The following is a 23,343-nucleotide window of genomic DNA, read 5'->3' as shown; positions in this document are numbered from 1 at the left end:
GGAACTCAGAGCGCCGCGAGGGCGCCGATTGTGAATATTCCCAGGAACGCGAGGATTCCCATTACCAGGATGGCTATAATTCCTGAGAGTAACCACGCCAGGAATGCTCTAATCCAGTCAGTATCGAACACCGCCTTGATGACCCATATGCTGGTTATGAACGCCGCTATGGGGCCGAGGGGTCTCAGAACCGCTCCGACCAGAGAGCCAACGATGGCGGCCAGTATTCCGCCACCGAGTATCGCGATCATTGCCTTCCCCATAGAGGCGTTTTTGATTCCGATGAGCTTTGCGGCCATCCACAGGAACAGGGCCGCTATGAAGAGCGCCAGCAGGAAGCCCAGTACTATCGCGGCGCCCATACCAAAAACCATAGCCGGTCCGTGCGCCATTCTCTCACCCCCTGCATTTTTAAAATCTCACCGTTTATCAGCTTTTCTTTTTTTGTTCCCAAAAGGCCTTTAAACCGGGAGGGGGACTCACCCTGGGGGAGAAAGATGCTGGAATCACTGTGGAACGAACTGTGGGGTTTCCTGTACGAATACTTCTGGGAGCCGATGTTCACCAGGAGCGGATACAACCCGATTAACACGCTCGTGTATGCACTCATGCTCGGCTTCGGTGCCATATATACATATAAGTATATACTGAAACCCCTCAAGATCAAAATCGATGGGACGCTCTTCATGGCCGTTACACTAATGGTCGTCTTCGGCTCCACGGTGAGAGCCCTCGTCGATGGAGGCATACTCCCCCAGAATCCCCTGATACTCACGCCGGGGATTTTCTTCACGACCTTCCTGATAATGCTGCCTGCCATAGTTCTGGACGCGAAGCTGAAGACATACCCGAAGCTGACCTTCGGCTGGGGAGCACTCCTGGCACTGTGGGCGAACTATTTGCTGGTCACTCACGCAAAGAGCTGGGAGCCCTACGAACTGACGCTCCTTCACACTTTCATCTCATGGATACCAGCGCTGCTGATATACAAATACAAACCCTTTGACAGGCTCTACCTCTACGCGGTCTTGGCGCACCTCTACGACATGGGTTCAACGGTCGTTGCCATACACTTCTACGGCTACCGCGAGGTTCACTGGCTGGAGAACATCCTCGTCCAGCACTTCGGGGCGTACTTCTACTACCCATGGATAACGCTCATCCTCATTGTCGTCTACTACGGCATTCAGAAGCTCGTCGATGATGAAGAGGAAAGAAGGCTCTGGTATCTCATGGTTTACGTCCTCGGCCTGGGGCCGGCCATCAGGGACCCGGCCCAGCTGGTGCTTCAGATAGGGGGCTGATCCTCAGCCCACCCTCTTCCCCCTTCTATCGGCCCTTCTCATGGCCGGGTTTCCTCTCCCCGGTTTCCTCTGGTCTCCCCGGCTTGAAGGCCGCCGATAACTTCTCTCCTCCCCGCGGTCCCTGCGTATCGTTCTGCCCTCCTCGATCTCCCTCTTCAGAACCTTTGCCTCTTCCTCGGCACTTTTCACGCGGAAGACCCTCGCGATTCTCTCCACCGCCTCAAGCTTCCTCACGACCCCGTCGAGCCACGTGAAGACGTCTCCCGGATAGACTATGAGGCCATAGACCTTCCTGAAGTGCTCCGCTATCTGGGTCGGGTGCTTACCGTTCCGCCTCAGCTCGATTATCATGTTGCTGACGCGCTCCATCGCGTAGTCCGTGCAGTCCTCCTCGGGGCACATGAAGAACTCCTGGTAGAGCGTGAAGAGCCTCTCGGCGGCGTTAGGACTGAGCTCCGGGATGACCTTGTCGAGCTCCTCAAGGATAGCTGAAAAGCTCGGCGAGAATACGTTGGCGCTCAGCCTTCCCCTCACTGCACCTTCAAGCTCCCTCTGGAGCGTTCCGCTCAGGTAGAGGTTCTCGAAGGGCAGGAGCTTGACGGATATCCACCGGGCGGGCTTCTTCCCGAGGTTGTTCCTTATGGAGGACGCCTCCTTGGGTAGGAGGAAGCTCATGCTCACGGCCCTTCCGTAGGGGGTGACCTCCACGGACGGCCCTTTAAGCCGGACAAAGCCGTGCTCCTCAAGCTTTTCGAGAACCTTTTCCGCGCTCTGGTTGGCGCCGAGGCATTTGGACTGGACATCCTCGATGACGTCGAGCCGGTTGAAGACGCAGGAATGGGCCAAAACGTTGTCCTGCTCAAGCTCGTCGCTCCACTCCACCATCACGGGCTCAATTGGAGCGGTCAAAAGCCTGAAGGCAACTTCGTCCTCGGAGCCTTCCATCTGGGCGGAATACTTCCTTCCTGGCTCGACGATGAGGTAGACCCTGCCCTTCTCGTGGTAGAGCGGCCTTCCTGCCCTTCCGAGCATCTGGTGGAACTCTCTCACGCTCAGCCACTTGTTGCCCATGGCGAGGCTCTCGAAGACCACCTGCGAAGCGGGGAAGTCAACGCCGGCTCCCAAAGCCGCCGTTGTAACGACCACGTCCAACCGCTGGGCCAGGAACTCCATCTCGGTGAGCTTCCTCTGTTTGTAGGGCAGACCGGAGTGGTAGGGCTTGGCTTTCAGCCCTTTGCTCGTGAGGTAGGCGGAAAGCTCGTGCGTCCTCTTGCGCGAGAATGTGAAGACTATCGTCTGCCCCTTGTAGCCCTGCCGGGATTTCCTCATCGCCTCGGCCCGGCAGAGAACCGCTATGTGGCGCCACTTCTCGGACTCGTTTCTCGCTATGATTATGTGCCTCTCCAAATCCACCGGTCTCTCGTCGTAGAGCACCAGCTTCAGACCAAGTTCCTTCGCCAGTTCACCGGCGTTTCCAACGGTTGCGGAGAGGCCGATGAACTGCGCGCTCGGATAGAGCTTCCTCAGCCTCGCAATTAGTCCGTCCAGCCTCGGCCCGCGCTCCTCGTCATCTAAGGTGTGTATCTCGTCTATCACGATGGTTCCAACGTCCCCTATCTTCCTGCCGGCGCGGAGAAGGTAGTCTATACCCTCGTAGGTTCCCACTATAATGTCCGCGTCGATGCCCGTGTCAACGACCATCAGCTCGTCCCGGGTTTTTATGCGGCTCATTCCAACGCGAATGGCAACACGAAGGCCGAGCTTTGAATACCTCCTCTTGAAGTCCTCGTACTTCTGGTTGGCCAGAGCGACAAGGGGGACGAGGAAGAGCATCTTCCTGCCTTTCATGGCCCTTGGGACACCGGCCAGCTCACCGATGAGGGTTTTGCCGCTCGCCGTGGCGGAAACCACGAGGAGGCTCTCGCCCTCAAGGAGGCCGTTCTTTATTGCCAAACTCTGAACCGGGAGGAGCTCGTTAACGCCTTCCGCCTTGAGAACGGATTTAAACTTCTCGGGAAGCGGGAGCTCGTCGAGGTGGATTTTCTCAACGCGCACGTGCTTTGCCTTCAGCTCGTCCCACTTGGTTATCTCGGGATGCCTCGTCGGGTCGAAGCGGGGGTCGAAGGCGTAGAGGACTTTATCGAGGTCCCTGAACCTGTCGAGGAGCTTCTTCGCCTGGTCGAACATGGCAACGCTTCTGAACCTGAAGCGGAGCTCCCTCTTCAGCTCGTCCTCCGCACAGCGCTCGCAGATGTACTCGCCGTGGTATTTAATGCGATTCCCTTCGGTGAGGACGGTCACTCTGCCGTCGAGGAGGCAGAGGCGGCAGAGCTCGGCTTTCTCAACGCGCTTGTTCTGGAGCCTCCTCCTGAAGTAGTCCTCCCACTCGTCGGCGTTCACAAGGACTATCCTGGCCCCGCGGAGGAGCTTCTCGATCTCCTTGGGGTTGCGGTACTGGCTGCCCTCAAGAACCTTGAAGAGCCTTCCCTCACGCATTATGAAGCGGTATATCCTCTCGGCCTTCAGGTTCTTCATGGCGGTGAGCTTTTCGGGCTCGTTCTCGATGAAGAATGCCTCAAGCTCGTTCTTCTTTCTCCCGGGTCTCACGACGAAGAGCATCCTCACTCCCTCGCAGGCACTCAGCGTTTTCTCTTCTCACAGGACACCCAGTTCTCCTTGAAGGTGTCTATTATGAGTGTAACCTCAACCCGCTCCAGGTTTTTGCCGAAGAGCCGTCTGAGCCTTCCGGCAAAGGCCTTAACCTCGTCGGTGTTGTGGAAGCTCGCCCTCACGAGTATCTGCCTCTCGCCGCTGCGCCGGTGGAGGCTCTGAACCTCGTCCAGCCCGGCGACCCGTCTCAGAATCGGGTCGACCGTGTGGTCGTCTATGGCAAGCTTGAGCTCAAAGAACGCCTGAACGTATTCGTCGAGGAAAGCCGGGTCAACAACGGCGGAGTAGCCCTTGATGGCCCCGAGCTTCTCCAGCTTTTCGACCCTGTTCTTCACGCTCGCCGGGGACAGGCCAACGCGCTTTCCGAGCTCAGTTAGGGTTATCCTGCCCTCCTTTCTGAGGATTCTGAGTATCTCCCTGTCCTTCTCGTCAATCCCTGGCATCCTATCACCGGCAAGGGGCAAAGGAAGGAAAATCAGCGGGTGATCTTTATCTCCCGCATCAGCTCAAGGGGCTCCGGGTTCTTCTCGAAGTAGTCCCTGACCGGCTTGAGGAGTTCGATGAGGTATTCGGCGACCGCGTTCTTGAGGTCGAGCGGGTGGAGCTTTCCTTCCGCGAAGTCCCTCTTGAGCTCCTCGATAGTGGTGTAGGTGACGTCTCCACCGAACTTGGCAGGGCGGTGGATGGTGAACTCGGTCGGCTCCTCGCGGAAGATTATGTACTCCGCCCAGTCGAGGACGGGGTTGTACCTGACTTCCTTCGCCGGGCAGAATGCCTTCCTGAGCTTCCCCTTTATCTCCTCGGGGCTGTCGTGGATGAAGACCGCCGAATACGGCTTGCTCTTGCTCATCTTCATCTGGGTCTTGAGCTCCTTGAACTGCTCCTCGCTCTCAATCGGCCAGACCGGCGGCTCCTGGAGGCCGAGCAGGAGGTGGTGGTGCAGGGCGACCGGCTTGAGCTTCTCGCCGTTGTGCTCTATAGCGTGGTACTTCAGCTTCTGGGCAACTTCAATCGCTATAACGTGCGCCTTCCTCTGGTCCATTCCGGCGTGCGCTATGGTAACGCCCTGGTAGAAGATGTCCGCCACCTGCATCGCCGGGTAGATGAGTTTGGCGAAGTCTATGGCCTCTCCCATCTGGCGGCCCATTATCGTTATGGAGCGCATCATCCTCGCGAGGGTGACGTTCTTGGAGATGTCTATGACGGTCTGCCAGTAGTCGCCTTTCTCCAGTATCTCGCTGGCCAGAACGAACTCGACCCTGTCGGGGTCGCCGCCCATGACCTTTATGCTCTGCTTCATGCCCTCCTTGAAGTAGCTCAGCGCGACCTTCTGGATGACCTCAAGGTCTCCTCCGAGCTTGTCGTTTATCCAGCTGTGCCAGTCGGCGAGGAAAATTCTCGTCTTGATTCCAGCCTTCTGGAGGTCGGCTATCTTCGCTCCTGCCATCAAACCGGTTCCCAGATGAATGTAACCGCTTATCTCAAATCCTATGTAGTGCTGCATTGGAACGCCGACTTCGAGCAGATGCCTGAGGTTCTCCTCGGTCAAAAGTTCTTCCGTGGGCTTTCTTTTAATGAGCTCTATCCTTCCCTCTATGTCCATACTCACCACCTGAAGCCTGAACGGTATAAGCCTTTAAGGACTTTACGGAAGTTTTTCCGGACTGTTAAAGTTCAGATTCACAAGATTTATAACTTCCTGGGCCTTAAATAACCCGGTGATACCATGAGGAAGGCTGCAGTAATACTCGCGGTGTTTGTTTTCTTTGGAGTGTTTGGATTTGCCATGGCCGGCGCCACCACGGTCGGTGTTGATCTCTCCCATGGTGAAAGCGACAAGGGCTTGGCAGTGTTGACTGACAAGAACGGCAACGTCCTTGCCGAGGGAATGATCAAGACTATAACGGATGTCAACTGGGTTTACATCGGTGATCCCTCTCTGGCGGATCAGCTTGGCATACAGAGCGCCGGCGAGAAGATAACCGCCGATGCTCTTAAGGACGTTGATTTTCTCATTATTGGACAGCCCAGCCAGCCCTTCAGCAACGATGAGATAAAGGCCTTGGAGGACTGGTGGAACCAGGGCGGAAAAATCCTCTGGATTGCAGGCGACAGCGACTACGGAAGCGGCGACAAGATTGACTATGTTGACTCCATACTTGACGCCCTTGGAGTTCACCTCAGACTAGACCAGTGCTCGGTGGAGGACGCCACCAGCAACGCCGGAGCCGGCTACCGTGTCGTTGGTCTCGTTAACCCGGAGGCTAACACCCCCGAGAAAGACATGCTCACCAAGGATCTTGCCAACGGTGGGAAGGTTCTCTTCCACGGGCCGGGCGTCGTCGCTTACGTTGACGATGACGGCAACTGGAAGGCCATACCCGGCGGGGGAGGGATTGAGAACGTTTACGTCATCGTCACCAGCAGCGGCGACGGTCAGATTGTGGAGAACACTGACCCGGTGGCCCAGGCTTACACCGCCGGTTCAACTGGCCAGTTCCCTCTCATGGCGGTTGAGGTCTTCCCGGACAAGAAGAACGTGCTTATAGTCAGCGGCGAGACCCCCTACGGCGGTTACGAGCCCATGTGGAGTCCGGAATACCACGGCGTCAAACTCGACGGCCCGCAGTTCGTCACCAACTTCATCCACTGGGCGATCAGCGTCCAGCAGAACCTCGGCAAGGAGGAGGGCGGTGGAAGCACCTGCGGTCCGGCCGTTCTCGTTGGACTTGCCCTCATACCGCTTGCCCTCTACAGGAGAAAGAGGTGAATCTTTCTTCCTTTTCCTTTAGCCCCTTGAACCATTAATTTTTTATTGAGTTTGAGAAACTTCCACTGATTGAACATAACTGGGTGATAAGCATGAAAAAATGGGCCTCCTTTGGTCTTATCCTGCTTCTTGCCATCAGTGTTGTGGCCAGCGGTTGCATTAGCAGCGGAGGTGGCGAAAGCAGCGGCATAACCCTTGTCATCGTCACCAGACACGATGCAACGATACAGTACATGGCTAAGCAGGCGTTCCTCAAGAGCGATATTGCGAAGCAGTATCACATCGAAGACCTGAAGTTCATCAAGGTTCCTGAGAGCCTCTGGCCGAGCTACATCGAGAAGGGCGCAGACGTCGGCTGGGGTGGAGGTCCGACCCTCTTCGACGACCTCTACAAGGCCGGCTACCTCGCGCCGATAACCGATGAGAAGGTTCTCGGTCTCGTGGGCAATCAGATTCCAACCCAGCTCGCTGGAATGCCGATGATTAGAAAGGAAGGCGACAAGGTGTACTGGATAGCCGCCGCACTCTCATCGTTCGGATTCACAATCAACAAAGCCCAGCTCAAGAAGTGGAACCTCCCGGTTCCGGAGAAGTGGGAGGACGTTGCCAGCGAGCAGTGGGCCCTCAACCCGCCGCAGTACGGCATAGCCGATCCGACCAGGAGCACGTCCAACACGAGGATTTACCAGATCATCGTCCAGGCCTTCGGCTGGGACCAGGGCTGGCGCATCATGACCCTCATAGCGGCCAACTCCAAGATATACATGCAGAGTGACGCCGTCAGGGATGCCGTCATAAACGGCGAGATTGCCGCTGGAAACACCATCGACTTCTACGGCTACACCGCCATGCAGCAGAACCCTGACTGTCAGTACATAGTCCCGAAGGGGGAGAGCATCATCAACGGCGACCCGATAGCGCTCCTCAAGAACGCCCAGCACCCGGAGGCGGCGCAGGCCTTCATCTACTGGGTCCTCACCGAGGGCCAGGCCGTCTGGATGAGCCCCGACGTCAACAGGCTTCCCATCAACCCGAACATCTTTGACATGAAGATAACCAAGACCTACTCCGACGTCATATTCAAGGGCCAGCACGAGGGACAGACCTACGGCCAGGTCAGGCCCGCCCTCAAGAAGGCCTACCAGGACGCCATCAACGCCAAGGGGATACCGTTCGACGACAAACGCGCCCTTGAGACCGTCAGCGCACTCCAGTACTACTTCAAGGCCACCCTCGTTGACCCCAACCAGAAGCTTCACGACGCATGGGTCGCCATAGTGGGGGCCTATAAGGACGGCAAGATAACCAAGGAGCAGTTCGAGCGGCTCAAGGATGAACTCACTGCTCCGATACAGTTCAAGGACCCCGAGACCGGCCAGACCGTCACCTTCACCGAGGACTACGCCAAGAAGATAAACAACAAGATAACCAGCGACAGGAACTTCCAGGATCAGCTCGTCCAGGAGTGGCGCCAGGCCGCCGGAAACAAGTACGACAGGGTTCTCCAGGAACTCAAGAGCATGACCGGCTGAATTTGATATCTACACATTTTTTGATATTTTTCTGAAGATTTTTTCTATCCCTGCCCCCGTTTTGGATGCCAGTAAATCAACAAATTTTTGGAAATATTTAAATAGACCCCACCTCGACCCAATCAGAGTGACGGGTACTTCAAAACAACGGAGGTTGATGCTCGATGAAGGTTAGCAAGTGGAGCGAGAATCTCTTCGGAACGCCCATTTTCGACCCTGTCGTAACGGCATCATTCCTGTTTCCACTCATCTACCTGGTGGCATTTCTGATAATTCCCGTGGTGACGATGCTGGCGGTGGCCTTCGAGTACAACGGTCACTTCTCATTCCACTGGTTTACCAGCATCCTGACGTCGGACTACTACATCAGCAAACCAACGGGAGAGTTCTACAGGCTCATCACCATGCCCAGCGGGGAGAAGATATACTACATCCAGGGAGTTGACTTTGGGGTCATTCTGAACTCCCTGCTCGTCTCGATAAGCGTTATGATACTGACGACGATTCTCGGAACTATATTCGCCTTCGTCATGGCCCGCTACGACTTTCCGGGTAAGAACATCGTTAGAATTCTGCTCTTCGTTCCCCTCCTCGTCACGCCGTTCGTCAACGTCTTCATCGTCAAGAAGATGTTCCTCCCCAACGGCCTCATCAACTGGCTGTTCTACGACACCCTTCACCTGTTCCCGCACAGAATCGTTATCGACGGTCTGGTCGGCGTCATAGTGGCCCAGACCATGACGTACTACCCCATCGTCTACCTCAACGCCTACGCGAGCTTCATAAACATCGACCCCACCCTTGAGGAGCAGGCCGAGAACCTTGGAAGCGGCAGGTTCCACCTTTTCAGGACGGTCACGTTCCCGCTTGCCCTTCCTGGAATAGCGGCCGGTGCAACCCTCGTTGGCATTTTCAGCCTTGAAGACCTCGCCGCACCGATAGTCTTCCAGGGCAACCCGCTCGCCAGGAAGCTCATGTCCTTCCAGATTTACAGCGCCTTCACGAGCGGTTTCAACGTTGGCAGTCCACAGCTCGCCGCCCTCGCGCTCATAATGCTCACCATCGCCATCCTGATGTTCCTCGGCATCAGGAAGTACGTCAGCCTGCGCCAGTACGCCATGCTCAGCAAGGGCGGAAGGTGGAAGCCGCGCGTGGCCAAGCCCAAGGGCTGGCAGGCCGCTTTGATTTACCTCGTCGTCATTCCGATGCTCCTCATCTCGATATTCCCGCAGGTGGGTGTGGTTCTCCTCGCCTTCAGCGAGAGCTGGTCGGGAACGTGGCCGCAGGGCTTCACGACGGCCCACATACAGAGCATCATCACCCAGCCCGACATCGAGAGGGTCATCATGAACAGCGTCATGTACTCGACGGCGGCGATAATCGTCATCCTCCTGCTCTCACTCACGGCATCCTACGCCTCCAGCAGGTTCAAGAAGAGCAAGCTCGGCCCGGTCCTCGACAGCCTCTCGACGATCCCGATAGCGGTTCCCGGTATCGTTATAGCCATGAGCTATTTCTTCTTCTTTGCCAAGGTGTTCCCCGACACCCCGTTGGACCCCACCAACCTGCTCGGCTTCAACCCGGCGATGGTTCTCGTGCTGGCGTACTCCATAAGGCGTCTGCCCTTCGCGGCGCGCTCCATCTCCGCCGGAATCCAGCAGGTTCACGTGTCCCTTGAGGAGGCGGCGCTCAACCTCGGCGCCGGAAGGTGGAAGGCGTTAACCGGAATCCTCATACCCCTGATACTCCTGAACCTCTTGGGCGGAGCGATGCTGAGCTTCGTATACTGCATGAGCGAGACCAGCGTCGGCATCACCCTTGGTTCAATAAACCCCGAGTACTACCCGATAACCGCCAGAATGGTCGAGCTGATGACGAGTGCCGTTGGAAGCGCTAATCTAGCAGCCGCGCTCGGCGTCTTCCTCATGACGGTGCAGATTATAGCCATAGTCCTCGCCAACGTGATAACCAAACAGAGGTACTCTTTCATAGGTCTCACGTGAGGTGGTTGGGATGGTTGACGTTAAGCTTGAGAACATCGTTAAAACCTTCGGAGAAACGGTCGCCCTCAAGGGGATAGACCTTCATATCAAAGCCGGGGAACTCTTCACACTGCTCGGACCGAGCGGCTGTGGAAAGTCCACGACGCTGAGAATAATCGCCGGTCTAGACTTCCCGGACAGCGGAACCATCTACTTCGGAGACGAGGAGGTCACCTATCTCCCCTCCAGCAAGCGCGGTGCGGTGCTCGTCTTCCAGAACTACGCCCTCTGGCCGCACATGACGGTCTTTGACAACGTTGCCTACGGCCTGAAGCTCAAAAAACTCTCCAGGGAGGCGATAAGGAAGAAGGTGGAGTGGGCGCTTGAGCTGGTCAAGCTCAAGGGCTTTGAAGACCGCTACCCGACACAGCTCTCCGGCGGTCAGCAGCAGCGTGTCGCGATAGCCAGAGCTTTGGTCGTCGAGCCCAAGGTTCTCCTCCTGGACGAGCCGCTGAGCAACCTCGACGCCAAGCTCAGACTTGAGATGCGCTCTGAGATAAGGAGAATCCAGCGCGAACTCGGAATCACCGTTATCTACGTTACCCACGACCAGGAGGAGGCCATGGCGATAAGCGACAGGATAGCGGTTATGAACGTTGGAACCGTCGAGCAGGTCGGAACGCCAAAGGAGATATACGAGAGCCCGAGGACTGAATTCGTCGCCAGCTTCATGGGCAAGACCAACGTCATCCCGGCCAAGGTTGTTGAGAGGAACGGCGACCGCGTTTCCGTCGAATTCGAGGGTATAAGGCTTGACGGCCTCCATTACACCGAGGAGAGCGACGACGTCGTCATAGTCATCCGACCCGAGAGGATAAAGCTCAAGCCCGTCGAGAACGCGGTCTCATTCACCGGAACCGTGGACCTCATCGAGTACTACGGCTTCTTCATCGAGGTCGTCGGCCTCTTCGGGGACACCAGGATAATCGCCAGAACCATCAGCGACAGGGAAGTCTCGGGACTCAGGCCCCTGCAGGAGGTGACCTTTTACGTCGAGAGGGACGACATAATAGTCCTTCCGAGGCAGCAGCTTTAAATCTCCTTATTTCTATTCTCCCCGGTGGTCGCATGGAGCCTTTGGAGTTCCTCACTGAGGGGCAGGTCTACGAGGTTCTGCTGGTCACGAGGTCAAACGTCACCCCGGTGGGCGTTGTGAGGAAAGGAAACCGGCTGTTCTTCAAACTCTTCGGCGGGAGGAGTGCTGAGGAGCTTAAGGAGCATCCGTACGCCTCGATACAGGTAACCAACGACGCCGAACTCCTGGTAAAACTCGGGCTGAACCTTCCGGTGAGCCTTGAGTTCGCGGAGGGGAACCGTTTCAGGTGGGTTAAAGGCCTGCCGGGGTTCTACGGAATGGTTGATATCCGCGAGGAGCCCTACGAGGACGACCTGGGGAAAACTACGGTTCTGGCATGTTCCCTGGAACCTGGGGGGATCATCGAGGGGATGCTGCCGCCGAAACCCTTCAGCAGGGCCGACTGCGCGCTGGTGGAGATGGCCGTCGACCTGACGCGGCTTATCGTTGCGGTCAAGGCTGGAAAACGGGAGCCGTCTCTAAAGCTTGGAAGAAGGATAGAAGAAAACTACAGCCTCTACCTCCGCTTTGGCGGAGGCTCAAAAACCGCAGAGAGAATCGTGGCATGGTCGCGGGAGCTACTGGAACGAATTCTCTGAAAATCCCTTCCCGCATTGAAAGGAAAGCTTATAATTGAGTTGTACCACCCCTTCCTGGTGATAACATGACGGTCAGAAGAGCCCTTGCAATAATCGTTGCCCTTCTCGCCGTTGTGGCGGTTTTATCGGTTCCGACCAGGGCAGAAACCACAGTGGCTCCTGGAGACATCGTCCTGAAGCCCCTCCCGGGCGTTCCGGCCATCGGCCTCCCCGGGGAGACCATAGAAGTACAGCCGGCAGAGGGGGTTACAATTCAGGGGTTGCGGATAGTTTCAATACTCCACGGCCCGTACGACCTTCAGATACTCGGAACCGAAAACGGAGTCGTGAAGGCGAGGATACCCGAAGATGCCGCACCGGACGTTTACTTTCTGGTCGTGAAGAGCGACAAGGGAGAAGTGACAATTCCGAACGGCGTTTGGGTCATGAAGGAGGCCCCGAAGGTCCTCAAGATTGCCCAGGGAAGCGATTTTCACGTGACGAGCGGCTCTAAGATGGGCTTTGTCTGCGGGGAGTACTTCCAGAAGAGCGTCCAGGAGATACTGAAGTACTGCGACGACCCGATACCGATGCACAGCTACACCGCCACCGACAGCTTCATGACGTACTACGCCATGGTGGACGGTGATGATGTAAACGTCATGATAAGCACCGGCGACGACGTTGACACCAACGGGGACAGAATGGGTTACCATCTCTTTGACCTGGCGGTTCTTCACGGAACGGCCGCCGGAATGCCCTTCATAGGCATCAAGGGCAACCACGACCATCCACCGACCTACTACTCCAAGTACGTCGGCCCCAGGTATTTCTACGAGGTCATCGGGAACTTCCTCATCATAGGCCTCGACAGCCGCGGCGAGGAGAGGCACCCCGAGATGGAGCAGCTCCAGTGGATGGAGGACGTACTCAAGTCCCACCCGAACAAGACGGTCGTAGTTCTCGTCCACCACCCGTTCTGGTACAAGACCGACGAGGGAGGGTACGGCACCATAAAGGGCTACACGGCCTTCGACGACAACGACTGGAACGCCCTCATGAAGTACATCAGCTGGGACTGGGCCGGCAGGGACGGACAGTACCAGGACATAGCCAGGTACTTCCTCCAGCTCGTCGAGAAGTACAACGTCAGGCTCGTCCTCGCGGGCCACATACACCACGACAAGCCGATACTGTACATTGACAGGGACGGAAACGAGCACTGGTTCTACACCCTGACGACCACGGGGGCGCCGGACAAGACCAGCAACCCCCCGAGCAAGGTGGACCTGTCCCATAACTACGACGTTCCTTCCTGGTACGGCTCCCAGGTGATATACGTTTATCCCAACGGAACGGTGGCATTTCCGGAGATGGACGATGTCCTCCACGCGGGAATAAGCTCCCTCCCGGTTCCACAGAAGTTCGTCGTCTTCAGGCAGAACGGTGAGGATGGAAGCGCGGTCCACTTCTTCAACGACCTGGGCAGAGCCGTCAGCGGCCCCCTCGGGGTTCAGATACCCGAGGGTGCCAAGGTTGACCCCGACGCGACCACCTTAACGTACAAGGTCATCGCTGAGAGGGAGATAGGCGGTAATTACTACATGCTGCTGAACGTTACGGTGCCGGAGGGCGAGAGCCAGCTGGCAGTTGTCAGGGAGAAGGACACTCAGAAACCGACCGTTGAGTTCGGCTACATCTCACCGAGGAAGCCGAAGCCGGGAACGCTCCTTAAGGTCTTCTTCGACGCCAGCGACAACGTTGGAATAAAGAGCGCCAGGGTTGAGGTCATCGAGAACGGAAAGGTCGTGGCGGAGTACCCCGCTTTCTCCACCAATCCGTGGGACGTCAAGGGCAACTACTTCAGTCAGTTCACGGTGAACTCCTCGGAATTCACCCTGAGGGTGGTCGTTGAGGACTTCTACGGCAACACGGCCGAGACCACTTACGAGTACGCACCCGCGACCACCACGACAACCAGCGCCCCGTCCGAGGGCAAGGGCGTCTGCGGCCCTGCTGCTCTGGTGGCTATAGCCCTTCTCCCGGCGTTTCTCAGGAGAAGGAAGTGAAAGCCTTCCTTCCTCCATTTTTTGTGACGTTGCGCATCGTCAAGGGGGAAGAGTTTTTAAACCATCCCCATAAGCCCACCATGGTGATGAAGGTGAAGTTCAAGGGCAAGGCCTTCGGCAGCATCGTGAGGATGGAATTCGACATCCTCACGCTGAGCGAGCTTAAAATAGACGATCTGCGAGATTTCGATATAGACTCGATCAAGATAGAGCTTAAACCCACTTCATCGGGTATCAAGGTCATCGGCATCTGGGAGGGCACCGTTGAGGATGCCGGGGAGGGGATAAAGAAGGCCCTCCAGGAGAGCTACAAGCTCCGCGAGAGGATTCTGAACAGGATAAAGAGCAAGACTGAGGCGATAAGGAGCACCATGCACCAGCTCGGCTTCAAGGAGGAGGTCGAGGGCTACGGAAGCGTCCTTCGCTTCACCAAAAAGGTCGGCGCGTACGAGATAATGGTAATAGCCTCGACGACGGAGGACGTTGTGCGCGTTGAGGTCTACGGCAACGACAAGAAGATAATCAGCCCGGAGATAGAGAGCATCTTTGAGGACGTTGAGGTTGAGGAGCTTGAGGTCTACGATTTCGAGGAGGGCAAGGAGGAGAGGCTCGTCATAAACCTTGAGATACCGAAGAACGAGGAAAAGCCGGAGAGGAAGATAGTGGAAGCCATAAAAATGATAGAGAACATGCTGATGACTTAGTCACTTGTATTTGCTCTCCAGCTGAATCTGCTTCAGCTTTGCCGTTATTCCCTTTATAGGTGCCGTGTCTTCGCTTATTATTTTTCCGGTTCTCGTGTCTATCCGCGCGTAGTAGAGCCTCCCTGCGCCGGAGACCTTGATGGTTATATACCCCTTATCCTTGTAGTGGGTCAGCCTCTCGGTTCTGACCTCCCTCTCACCGAAGCTCTTCATCAGGTGCTCGTGGTACATGGCCTCTATCGCCATCTCCGTGAAGCGCACGTTCTCCTCCAGAACCTCTCCCGTGGCCCTGTGAAGAACCAGCGTTCCAATCTTCGTCTTGCCGGTGAATTCGACCTCCCAGTTGTCGTTCAGGGAGATTGAGTCTATACCGGCCTCCTCGTCGACCTCCCTCGCGCGCTCCAGGGCTATCTTCTCCGCCAGCTCCCTTTTCAGAACGCGGTCAACCTCTTCGACGAGCTTACCGTCCTTGCTGAGCCGTATCGTAACCACGTGCATTTCGTTCTCGGCCTTGAGTACGTACTCGGCATCTTTTCCTTCAACCGAGGTTATCTCAAAGTCGGGGTACCTTTCGGCCACCAGCTCCTTGGCCCGCTCGGGGGTTATCTCGACGAGGTAGTCCAGAACGTCGCCCGTGGCGCCGTCCACCTTAACTACCGCCTTGCCGTCCGGACTCTCAAGGGTCAGTTCAAGGTACTTGTGCTCCAGCACGCGGTATGAGCTCATCTCAAGGTTCCTGGGCGGAAAATTGCCTTCTATGACCTCTTTGGCGTTTTTGAAGGCCTCCCTTGGGGACGGAAGTTTTCTCACTTCGGAGTACTTCCCGGTGGTCAGGTCGACCTCAAGGACGGCTATGCCGTCGTCGAGCAGAATGTCGGCAACGGCAACCTTCTTACCCTTCTCAAGGTTCATGACTTTCCCGCTGGGGTAAGCTTTCTCAAGGAGCTCGTTCAGTGCCTCGTCGCTCAGCAGGGCTTCGAGGCTGAGGGGTTTTCCGGTGTACTCGTTGAAAGCCATCTCAAAGGAAAAGCTCTTGGTTTTGCCCGATATCTTCACTTTCCCCCTGTCCCTCTTCAGCTCCTTTTCGAGCACTTCCTCCCCTGTCTGCTTGAGAACTATCTCCTCTGTCTTTCCGATGAAGTACTCGTCCGGGAGGGGGCTTATCTCGAACTCGACCTTGCCGCTCTCCAGGTTGACGGTGGCCTTCGCGGTGTTCTCACCAACCCTGAGCTCAAGCTTGGCGAACTTTGGAACGTAGACCTTCTTCCGCTCATGGATTGAGACCTTCCCCTCGGCGACGCCCAGTTCCCTGGCGGCTCGCTCTTTGAGTATCAGAACCGCCTCGCTCGGGCTTATTGGAACCTCTATGTATCTCTCGGTTGCCTGGATGGAAGAGGAATCGTTGAGGAGGGCTTTGGTCACAGGGACGCTGAGCCTTTTATCTTCAGTTGCGCGCAGGACTATGTCCTCCCCCGAGAACACCACTGCCTTGTCCTTCTCATTCCCGCCCTCGACGGACCAGGAAAATATGTAGGCGCTGGAGAGCGTCACGGAGAGGGCTCGGAGGTTCATCTCGGAGGGCTTGATCGGATACTTGGATGCGGCGAAGGAGGCAACCTTCTTGAACACATCTTTGGCCGAGAACTCGTAGAGGAGGGGGGCATCGAGTTCGAACTCGTTCAGGGGGCTCTTTTTCTCGGATTTCTTCTTGGTGCTCTCCGCCATCTTGAGGAGTTCCTCAGGCGGTTCAAGAGAATAGTTGTGGAAGAGCGAGATGAGCTTCTCCCCATCCCAGGGGATTATCCTTCCCCGGTGCTCCCTGGAGATAAGAACTTTGGCGTCTTTGGTGAATCCCGCGGTTGAGATGAGTATTCCCTTGTCCGCCTTATACTTGTCCACGAGCCCAGCGAAGACGTTGACGTCGCGGGATGAAGCGAGTCCCTTCCGGTGAACGGCTATAACCAGCTTCTCCATACCCGCTATGGGGTCGTCCCTTATGGCCACTATGTCTATTCCCCAGTCCTTCTTGCTGGAGACCTTTTCGTAGTCCCTGAAACCCATTCTCTTAAGCAGCTCGATTACGTTTTCAATGAGAACGTCCTCAGATGCCAGCATTATTATATCCTGAGTCCACGGCATCACTCTCACCTATGAAAGCGAAATCAGACACTGGAATATTTTTGAATCTCATTTTATAAATCTCTTTCCCCCGAAATTCATTATCACCCGAAGTGTTCAAAATAAGTTTTTAACGGGAGGAATTTAACACCAGTCTGGTGATGGGATGTTCAGGCTCACGGACTTCAGCTACCACAACAGGACAGTGTTTCTGAGGGCTGATCTCAACTCCCCCGTCAAGGACGGAAGGATAATCAGCGACGCCCGGTTTCGGGCGGTTCTCCCGACGATAATATACCTCCTCGAACACGGGGCCAAACTAGTCATAGGAACGCACCAGAGCAAGCCCTACAAGGGGGACTACATCACCACCGAGGAACACGCCGAGATACTGAGCGGGCTGCTCGGTCAGGAAGTGGAGTACGTTGAGGACATCTTCGGAAAATACGCCCGCGAGAGGATAAAGGCGCTGAAACCCGGCGAGGCCATCGTCCTTGAGAACCTCCGATTTGCCGCGGAGGAGGTCAAATACAAGCCGATTGAAGATTGTGAGAAGACGTTTTTCGTGAGAAAACTCGCGCCCCTTATTGATTACGTCGTGAACGATGCGTTCGCCGCCGCCCACCGCTCCCAGCCTTCCCTGGTGGGCTTCGCGAGGCTGAAACCAATGATAATGGGCTTCCTCATGGAGAGGGAGGTCCAAGCCCTCACGAAGGCCTACGAGACCCAGGAGAAGCCGAGGGTCTACGTGCTCGGCGGTGCAAAGGTTGACGACTCCCTCCGCGTGGCGGAGAACGTGCTGAGGAACGGCAGGGCAGAGGTCATACTCACCGGCGGGCTGGTCGGTCACGTGTTCACCCTCGCCAAGGGCTTCCACCTCGGCGACTCTAACCTTGAGTTCATGGAGAGGAAGGGCCTTCTCAAACTGGTGGACTGGGCCGAGGAGATACTCAACGAGTTCTACCCCTACGTGAGAACCCCCGTTGATTTCGCCGTTGATTACAGGGGGGAGCGCGTCGAGGTCGACCTGCTGAGCGATGAGAAGTGGCTGTTCGACGAGTATTCCATCCTCGACATAGGTTCGAGAACCGTTGAGAAGTACCGCGAGGTGCTGATGGGGGCGAAGATAATAGTTGCCAACGGGCCGATGGGCGTCTTCGAGAGGGAGGAGTTCGCGGTGGGCACCGTCGGCGTCTTCAGGGCGATAGGGGAGAGCCCAGCCTTCAGCATAGTCGGGGGAGGCCACTCGATAGCGAGCATATACCAGCACAACATAACCGGCATAAGCCACGTCTCCACTGGCGGCGGCGCGATGCTGAGCTTCTTCGCAGGTGAAAAGCTCCCGGTCCTGGAGGCGTTCAGGGAGAGCTACGAGAGGTTCAAGGGAATGCTTGAGGGGTGATCAATCCCTTCCCGTTTTCTCGTAGAGCCTCCCGTAGGCATCCCTGAACTGGAAAACCGAGACAACCGCGTAGAGCACCGCGAAGGATTTCAGGGGAAAGTGGCCGCCGAGGAAGTGATTCAGCAGGGCTATGGTCCCTAGAACGGTCAGATAGGTTGTGAGGACGTCGAGGGCTGCCGCCAATGTCGCTCCGCGGCGGTACGCGAGCCAGACCCAGAACGAAGAGTTGAGCGCCACCAGCCAGCGAAGCCTGAGAGGTTCGTCTGGGGAAACCTCCACCGAGTAGGCGTCCCTCAGCATATCCTTTCGGAACGCAATCGCGAGTCCTGCGGCGAGCAGCATGATAACGAAGGAACCGATTACGAGGAAACCGCTGTCGAGAACTGCCCCGAAGGCCAGCATGACGATCCAGGCCGTGACGGCCAGGTAGACCGTCAGGGATTCCAGCGAGAGTCGTCCCTTCCTGAACAGGTGAACCGGGTAGACACCGAAGAGGGGAACGCCGACCATCAGCAGGATTGCGGCGGATGTTGCGTCACTCATCCCGCATCGGGATTTTTAGGACTTAAAAATTAAAAAGATTTCGACTAAAAATGAAAACTTCAGTAGCCCATCAGCACGCCGAAGATTACCGCCACCCACCAGACCTCAAGGAAGGCAAAGCCCAGCGTAGCCGTTCCTGTGATGAGCCATCCAACGAATATCGCGTAGGCTATGAGGGTCACCGCCACGTGAAGTTTGAGGAAGGTTCTGTTTACCTCTCCTCCGGCTTTCATCCAGCCCGTTGGAAGGGGGAGCCAGTCGAAAAAGGCCCCGGCCAGGGCAAAGATGGGCTGGTTGAAAAAGACGGTGGGGATGAAGATGAGGCCCGCAAAGGCCACGCACAGCATCGTCAGAACCTGCTTCTTCATCTTTCATCACCTCAGTCTATTGTGGCTTTTCTAAATCCAAGAGCGGCAACTCCAGCGAAGAGCGCCGCCAAGCCGATGAGCACGACCCAGTCCGTGACGATTCCAAAGGTCGGCTCGACTCCGGCCAGGTAGTACCTGGAACCGTCGACCGCGTAGGTCAGCGGGTTTACCTTGGCCAGCCACTGCATCCACTCCGGCATCGTGCTTATCGGGTAGAACGCTCCGCTCAGGAAGGTCATTGGGAGCATTATCATGGTCACTATCATCTGGAAGCCTTCCATGCTGGTCATCTTGAGCGCTATCGCGACGCCCATGCCGGCTATCGCTATTCCAACGAGGAAGCTCAGCCCGAGGGCTGGAAGGATTCCGCTCACGTTGAGGTCGGCCATGAAGAAGCTGAGCGCGAGGATTATGATGCCCTGTATCATGGCCATGAGCGCTCCCCCGGTGATTCTGCCGAGTATTGCCTCGGTTCTGCTCGCGGGGGCGACTAGAATCTCCTTCAGGAAGCCGAACTGCTTGTCCCAGATTAGCGTTATGCCCTGCATGAAGCTCATGTTGAAGACCGTCATGGCTATTATTCCCGGCACGAGGTATGTCATGTAGTCGACGCCGCCGAAGATGGGCGCCCCCATGGGGTTGTTGAAGACGCCGCTCCAACCCTTTCCGAAGAATATGAGCCAGATGAGGGGGTTTATTATGCTTCCGATGACCCTTGCCCTGGAGCGGGAAAAGCGCTTCAGCTCGCGGTATATCATGGTGAAAAAGACCTGCATGCCCTCACCTCCTCATCCTCGCCTTCATCATCATCCTCGCAACGTTCTGCTCTCCACCTTCGTCTCTAATCTCCCTGCCCGTGAGGTGCAGGAAGACGTCGTTGAGGGTCGGCCTGTGGTACGTGACCTCAAGGATTTTGATGCCGGTCTCCTTCGCCAGCTCGAAGAGCCTCGGCAGAGCCTCGGCGGCGTTGTTCACGTCGAGCCTTATCCTCCCGTCCGGGAGCATCTTGCAGCCCTTGATGAAGTCCGCCTTAAGACACTTGAGTTCCTCCCTCGCCCGGAGCTTCAGATAGATTATGTCGCTGCCCACGAGCTTTTTCAGGTCCTCGGCGGTACCCTCGGCGATTATCTTTCCGTGGTCCATCACCGCTATCCTGTCGGCCAACCCCTCCGCCTCGTCCATGTAGTGCGTCGTGAGGAAAATCGTCATGTTGTGCTCCTCCTTCATGGTTTTTATGTAGTCCCAGATGTGCGCCCTCGTCTGCGGGTCGAGGCCTATCGTCGGCTCGTCGAGGAAGAGGATTTCGGGCTCGTGGAGGAGGGAGCGCGCTATCTCAAGCCTCCTCTGCATGCCGCCGGAGAAGGTCTTGACGGGTCTGTCCCGGAACTCCCACAGCTCAACGAACTTGAGGAGGCGCTCTATCTTCTCCTTCAGATTTTCGACCCCGTATATCCTGCCGTGGATGAGCATGTTCTCGTAGGCGGTCAGTTCTCTATCAACGCTTGGATCCTGGAAAACTATGCCTATCTTTCTCCTAACTTCTATCGGTTCCTTAACGACGTCGTGTCCGGCAACGATGGCCTTTCCGGCCGTTGGCTTCAGCAGTGTGGTGAGGACGTGGACGGTCGTGGTCTTTCCGGCCCCGTTCGGCCCGAGAAATGCAAATATCTCGCCCTGTCTCACGTTGAACGATATTCCTTTAACGGCTTCAAAATCCCCGTACTTCTTCACGAGGTTCTCAACCTCAATCGCGTTCATACAGCCCACCTCCAAGTAGAATCAACCTGAGTTCCCTCGCACAGCCAGTGAAGAGTTCCCGAATCCTCTCCCTCTGCTCGTCAGTCAGTTCGTCCACGGACTCAAAGAGCTCCTTGAAGGCCGCCCTCAGCTCATCGCCTCCCATCTCAAGAAAGGCCCGGTAGGCGCGCATTTTTGCCTGTATCTCCCGGAGTTCCTCCTCATGCTCCTCCAGATACCTCTTGCCCTTTTCGGTTATTCTGTATGTTTTTCTGTCCCTGCTTCCCGTGTCGGCAACTTCAATTAGTCCGTTTCTCTTTAGTGCGGAGAGTATAGGGTAAACGGTGCCGGCACTCAGCTTTATTCCGTAGAGTCTCTCCAGCTCGGACATTATCCCGTACCCGTGCCTTGGCTCCCTGAGGAGATCCAGCACGAGTATCTTCATGTAACCCTTGAAGCTCGGACGCTCCAATTATCTCACCCAATATATCGAACGATATATTGCTTAAAAAGATTGCGGTGGGAACGCTTATTACCGTCTTCCCCAATGATTCAGTGGTGATACCATGCGGGCCGTTCTAAAGCCCCTCTTCGAGGCCGAACTGCCGGCGGATTTCAGCGATGTCATAAAGGGCAAGCTCATCGGGGAGGAACTCAGAACTGGAGAGGAAATCGAAGTTGAGCTTCTCGGAAAGTCCCTCCGCTTCAAGGTCGTCCTGGCGGAGCCCTCGCCGCTAAAAGTGAACAGGAGCACTAGGATAGAGTTCTCGCGGGGCGAGGTTGAGGTCGTTGATTTTGAGTTCGATGAACCCGTGAGGGAGGTAATCCCCTTCGAGAGCGGGTTCGTCATAACCCTGGAGAAAAAGGTTCTGATTCTGAACCCGAACGGGCAAAAGATTTATAGCGATGAGTTCGATGACCTAAAGGCAGTTAGGGTCTCCAAAAACTCGGTGGTGATAATCTATGGGGAAAACAAAATCAGGATCGTTAAGCCTTGAAAAGTTCACCTTCGATGAAAGCTGGGAGGAGAAGAGAAATCGTGCGGAAAAAATCGTCGAGATTCTGATGGAAACTCATCCGAGGGAGAATCTCCTCATCGGTGACCCGTACAGAACGCTGATACACTGCATAATCTCGCAGCGCATGAGGGACGAGGTAACCTACAAGGTCTGGGAGAGGCTGTTTGAGAGATACGGAGACATCCGCAGGATAGCCAGCACGCCGGTCGAAGAGATGCAGGAGTTTCTGAGAAAGAACGGAGTCGGCCTCTGGAAGACCAAGGGCGAGTGGATAGTGAAGGCCTCACGGATAATCCTCGAAAAGTACGGCGGAAAGGTTCCGGACGACCTTAGGGAGCTGATGACTCTCCCAGGAATCGGAAGGAAGTGCGCCAACATCGTCCTGGCCTACGGCTTTGGCAGGCAGGCGATTCCGGTTGATACTCACGTGAACAGGATAAGCAAGCGCCTCGGCCTGGCTCCACCGAGGGCTTCTCCGGAAAAGGTCGAGCAGTACCTTGCGGAGCTGATTCCCTACGAGAAGTGGATTTACGTCAACCACGCGATGGTTGACCACGGAAAGAGGATATGCAACCCTATAAGGCCGAAATGCAACGAGTGCCCGCTGAGGGGGCTCTGCCCCTACGCAAAAGGGCTCGTCATGGACGAGGATATACGGTAGTTTCGTTTTTGTACCTCACAACTATCCTGGATGTCGGCTCCGGAAGGTTGTGGATGTGGAACTTCACGGGGAGCCTGAGAACCATCGCTTCCCGCCGGGACGTGAAAAGGCCAGTCCTCACGAGGTATTCTACGCGGAACTCAAGTAGAAGGCTCCCGTTGCAGGTGGAGCCGTTTTGGAGCAGGGTAAAGTCCGGATGGAGATACAGCCTAACCTCCCTGCCCCAGAGGGGTTTAAGCGCCCAGAACCTGGCGCACAGGCTTTTACCGATTTCGTCGAGACAGCCGGGTCCTCCCTCGAATTTCGGAGGGATGATGACCGGGTTGGGGTCTGAAAAATCGGGCCAGATTTCGTCGGCCCAGCCGTCGCCGGTGAGCGTGACCCTGACCGAGATGTGCTCTATTGTGACCGTTTGATTTGGCGACAGCGTTATCAGGAGTGGCCCCTCAATGCTGCACTGGCCAGCGGTTGCCCAGAGCGCCTGGGGAACGTATCGAATTCGCAGGTCAATGGGGTCGTTCCGTTCCCTCTCGACGAACCCCAGCGTCCTGAAGTCCCCGAGGATGCTCGACAGGTTCGAGCCGTCTGCGGTTACGTTCTCCCCTTCCAGCCAGAAAACGCGGGAGTTTCCCGAATGTGCCAGCGTTCTTTCGTGGAGCCACGTGAGGGAATAGGCCGTCAGGAGAAGAACCCCTAATACTACCGCCAGATTCCTTGGCTTCACCGCGACCACTGTAGGGGAAACTATGCT

At 56.2% G+C, this 23,343-nt stretch carries 22 protein-coding genes; 11 read left to right on the top strand and 11 right to left on the bottom strand.

The features are described from left to right. Window positions 1-5: 5 nt before the first annotated feature. The gene (locus E3E51_RS06855) at window positions 6-392 is read right to left on the bottom strand and encodes a hypothetical protein (protein WP_167912371.1); all 387 of its coding nucleotides are present in this window, start codon (window positions 390-392) and stop codon (window positions 6-8) included. Window positions 393-497: 105 nt separating this feature from the next. On the opposite strand from E3E51_RS06855, the gene E3E51_RS06850 reads away from it, so the two are divergent. Then, window positions 498-1,304, top strand: a complete 807-nt coding sequence (locus E3E51_RS06850) for a DUF63 family protein (RefSeq protein WP_167912370.1) — start codon at window positions 498-500, stop codon at window positions 1,302-1,304. Between the two features lie 3 nt (window positions 1,305-1,307). On the opposite strand, the gene E3E51_RS06845 is transcribed toward E3E51_RS06850, so the two are convergent. From E3E51_RS06845 to E3E51_RS06835, 3 genes are read right to left on the bottom strand one after another with little or no spacing between them, the layout of a single operon-like run. Further along, complete coding sequence (locus E3E51_RS06845; protein ID WP_240924280.1) at window positions 1,308-3,923, bottom strand: DEAD/DEAH box helicase; 2,616 nt, start codon at window positions 3,921-3,923, stop codon at window positions 1,308-1,310. A gap of 20 nt (window positions 3,924-3,943) precedes the next feature. Then, window positions 3,944-4,417, bottom strand: a complete 474-nt coding sequence (locus E3E51_RS06840; protein WP_167912369.1) for an Lrp/AsnC family transcriptional regulator — start codon at window positions 4,415-4,417, stop codon at window positions 3,944-3,946. A 32-nt stretch (window positions 4,418-4,449) separates the two neighbouring features. Continuing rightward, the gene (locus E3E51_RS06835) at window positions 4,450-5,577 is read right to left on the bottom strand and encodes a tyrosine--tRNA ligase (RefSeq protein ID WP_167912441.1); all 1,128 of its coding nucleotides are present in this window, start codon (window positions 5,575-5,577) and stop codon (window positions 4,450-4,452) included. 123 nt (window positions 5,578-5,700) lie between these two features. Between E3E51_RS06835 and E3E51_RS06830 the strand changes: the two genes are divergently transcribed. The 7 genes from E3E51_RS06830 (at window position 5,701) to E3E51_RS06800 (ending at window position 14,744) form a co-directional block, all read left to right on the top strand. Beyond that, the gene (locus E3E51_RS06830) at window positions 5,701-6,744 is read left to right on the top strand and encodes a CGP-CTERM sorting domain-containing protein (protein ID WP_167912368.1); all 1,044 of its coding nucleotides are present in this window, start codon (window positions 5,701-5,703) and stop codon (window positions 6,742-6,744) included. A 92-nt stretch (window positions 6,745-6,836) separates the two neighbouring features. Further along, window positions 6,837-8,276: an extracellular solute-binding protein gene (locus tag E3E51_RS06825; protein ID WP_167912367.1), complete on the top strand. Its 1,440-nt coding sequence runs from the start codon at window positions 6,837-6,839 to the stop codon at window positions 8,274-8,276. A 164-nt stretch (window positions 8,277-8,440) separates the two neighbouring features. Next, on the top strand, window positions 8,441-10,279 hold the full coding sequence (locus E3E51_RS06820) for an iron ABC transporter permease (protein ID WP_167912366.1): 1,839 nt from the start codon (window positions 8,441-8,443) through the stop codon (window positions 10,277-10,279). Between the two features lie 10 nt (window positions 10,280-10,289). Continuing rightward, window positions 10,290-11,354, top strand: coding sequence for an ABC transporter ATP-binding protein (locus tag E3E51_RS06815; RefSeq protein ID WP_167912365.1), 1,065 nt, complete (start codon window positions 10,290-10,292; stop codon window positions 11,352-11,354). Between the two features lie 32 nt (window positions 11,355-11,386). Beyond that, the gene (locus E3E51_RS06810; RefSeq protein WP_167912364.1) at window positions 11,387-11,992 is read left to right on the top strand and encodes a DUF447 domain-containing protein; all 606 of its coding nucleotides are present in this window, start codon (window positions 11,387-11,389) and stop codon (window positions 11,990-11,992) included. Window positions 11,993-12,057: 65 nt separating this feature from the next. Continuing rightward, window positions 12,058-14,040, top strand: coding sequence for a metallophosphoesterase (locus E3E51_RS06805; RefSeq protein ID WP_167912363.1), 1,983 nt, complete (start codon window positions 12,058-12,060; stop codon window positions 14,038-14,040). Between the two features lie 80 nt (window positions 14,041-14,120). Continuing rightward, a complete protein-coding gene (locus E3E51_RS06800) occupies window positions 14,121-14,744 on the top strand; it encodes a hypothetical protein (protein WP_167912362.1) in 624 nt (207 codons plus the stop codon). Here the strand turns inward: E3E51_RS06800 and E3E51_RS06795 are convergent, their stop codons facing one another. Beyond that, the gene (locus E3E51_RS06795) at window positions 14,745-16,883 is read right to left on the bottom strand and encodes a restriction endonuclease (protein WP_167912361.1); all 2,139 of its coding nucleotides are present in this window, start codon (window positions 16,881-16,883) and stop codon (window positions 14,745-14,747) included. It lies immediately after the preceding gene. Between the two features lie 145 nt (window positions 16,884-17,028). On the opposite strand from E3E51_RS06795, the gene E3E51_RS06790 reads away from it, so the two are divergent. Next, a complete protein-coding gene (locus tag E3E51_RS06790; RefSeq protein ID WP_167912360.1) occupies window positions 17,029-18,264 on the top strand; it encodes a phosphoglycerate kinase in 1,236 nt (411 codons plus the stop codon). On the opposite strand, the gene E3E51_RS06785 is transcribed toward E3E51_RS06790, so the two are convergent. Genes E3E51_RS06785 through E3E51_RS06765 form a run of 5 tightly spaced genes read right to left on the bottom strand, consistent with a single transcriptional unit; the run spans window position 18,265 to window position 21,384 of the window. Continuing rightward, window positions 18,265-18,807 (bottom strand): hypothetical protein, encoded by a 543-nt coding sequence (locus E3E51_RS06785; protein WP_240924271.1) that lies wholly within the window; start codon window positions 18,805-18,807, stop codon window positions 18,265-18,267. A 59-nt stretch (window positions 18,808-18,866) separates the two neighbouring features. Next, window positions 18,867-19,175, bottom strand: a complete 309-nt coding sequence (locus tag E3E51_RS06780) for a hypothetical protein (protein ID WP_167912359.1) — start codon at window positions 19,173-19,175, stop codon at window positions 18,867-18,869. 11 nt (window positions 19,176-19,186) lie between these two features. Then, window positions 19,187-19,951: an ABC transporter permease gene (locus tag E3E51_RS06775; RefSeq protein ID WP_167912358.1), complete on the bottom strand. Its 765-nt coding sequence runs from the start codon at window positions 19,949-19,951 to the stop codon at window positions 19,187-19,189. A gap of 4 nt (window positions 19,952-19,955) precedes the next feature. Then, entirely contained in the window at window positions 19,956-20,933 is a 978-nt protein-coding gene (locus E3E51_RS06770) for an ATP-binding cassette domain-containing protein (RefSeq protein WP_167912357.1), read from the bottom strand. Beyond that, a complete protein-coding gene (locus E3E51_RS06765; protein WP_167912356.1) occupies window positions 20,920-21,384 on the bottom strand; it encodes a PadR family transcriptional regulator in 465 nt (154 codons plus the stop codon). Before E3E51_RS06765 ends, E3E51_RS06770 begins: the two co-directional genes overlap by 14 nt. Window positions 21,385-21,478: 94 nt before the next feature. Between E3E51_RS06765 and E3E51_RS06760 the strand changes: the two genes are divergently transcribed. Both E3E51_RS06760 and nth read left to right on the top strand, forming a co-directional pair. Then, window positions 21,479-21,910 carry an ATPase gene (locus E3E51_RS06760; RefSeq protein ID WP_167912355.1) on the top strand — a complete coding sequence of 144 codons (432 nt, stop codon included), beginning with the start codon at window positions 21,479-21,481 and terminating at the stop codon, window positions 21,908-21,910. Next, window positions 21,876-22,592, top strand: a complete 717-nt coding sequence (nth, locus tag E3E51_RS06755) for an endonuclease III (RefSeq protein WP_167912354.1) — start codon at window positions 21,876-21,878, stop codon at window positions 22,590-22,592. Before E3E51_RS06760 ends, nth begins: the two co-directional genes overlap by 35 nt. Here the strand turns inward: nth and E3E51_RS06750 are convergent. Beyond that, complete coding sequence (locus E3E51_RS06750) at window positions 22,570-23,325, bottom strand: hypothetical protein (protein WP_167912353.1); 756 nt, start codon at window positions 23,323-23,325, stop codon at window positions 22,570-22,572. The genes nth and E3E51_RS06750 overlap by 23 nt on opposite strands. Window positions 23,326-23,343 lie beyond the last annotated feature (18 nt).

It is taken from the genome of Thermococcus sp. 21S7 (genome assembly GCF_012027615.1).
In the GTDB taxonomy this organism is placed as follows: Archaea; Methanobacteriota_B; Thermococci; order Thermococcales; family Thermococcaceae; genus Thermococcus.
The sequence above is the reverse complement of the archived record's forward strand: the minus strand, read 5'-3'. Positions and strand labels throughout refer to the sequence as shown.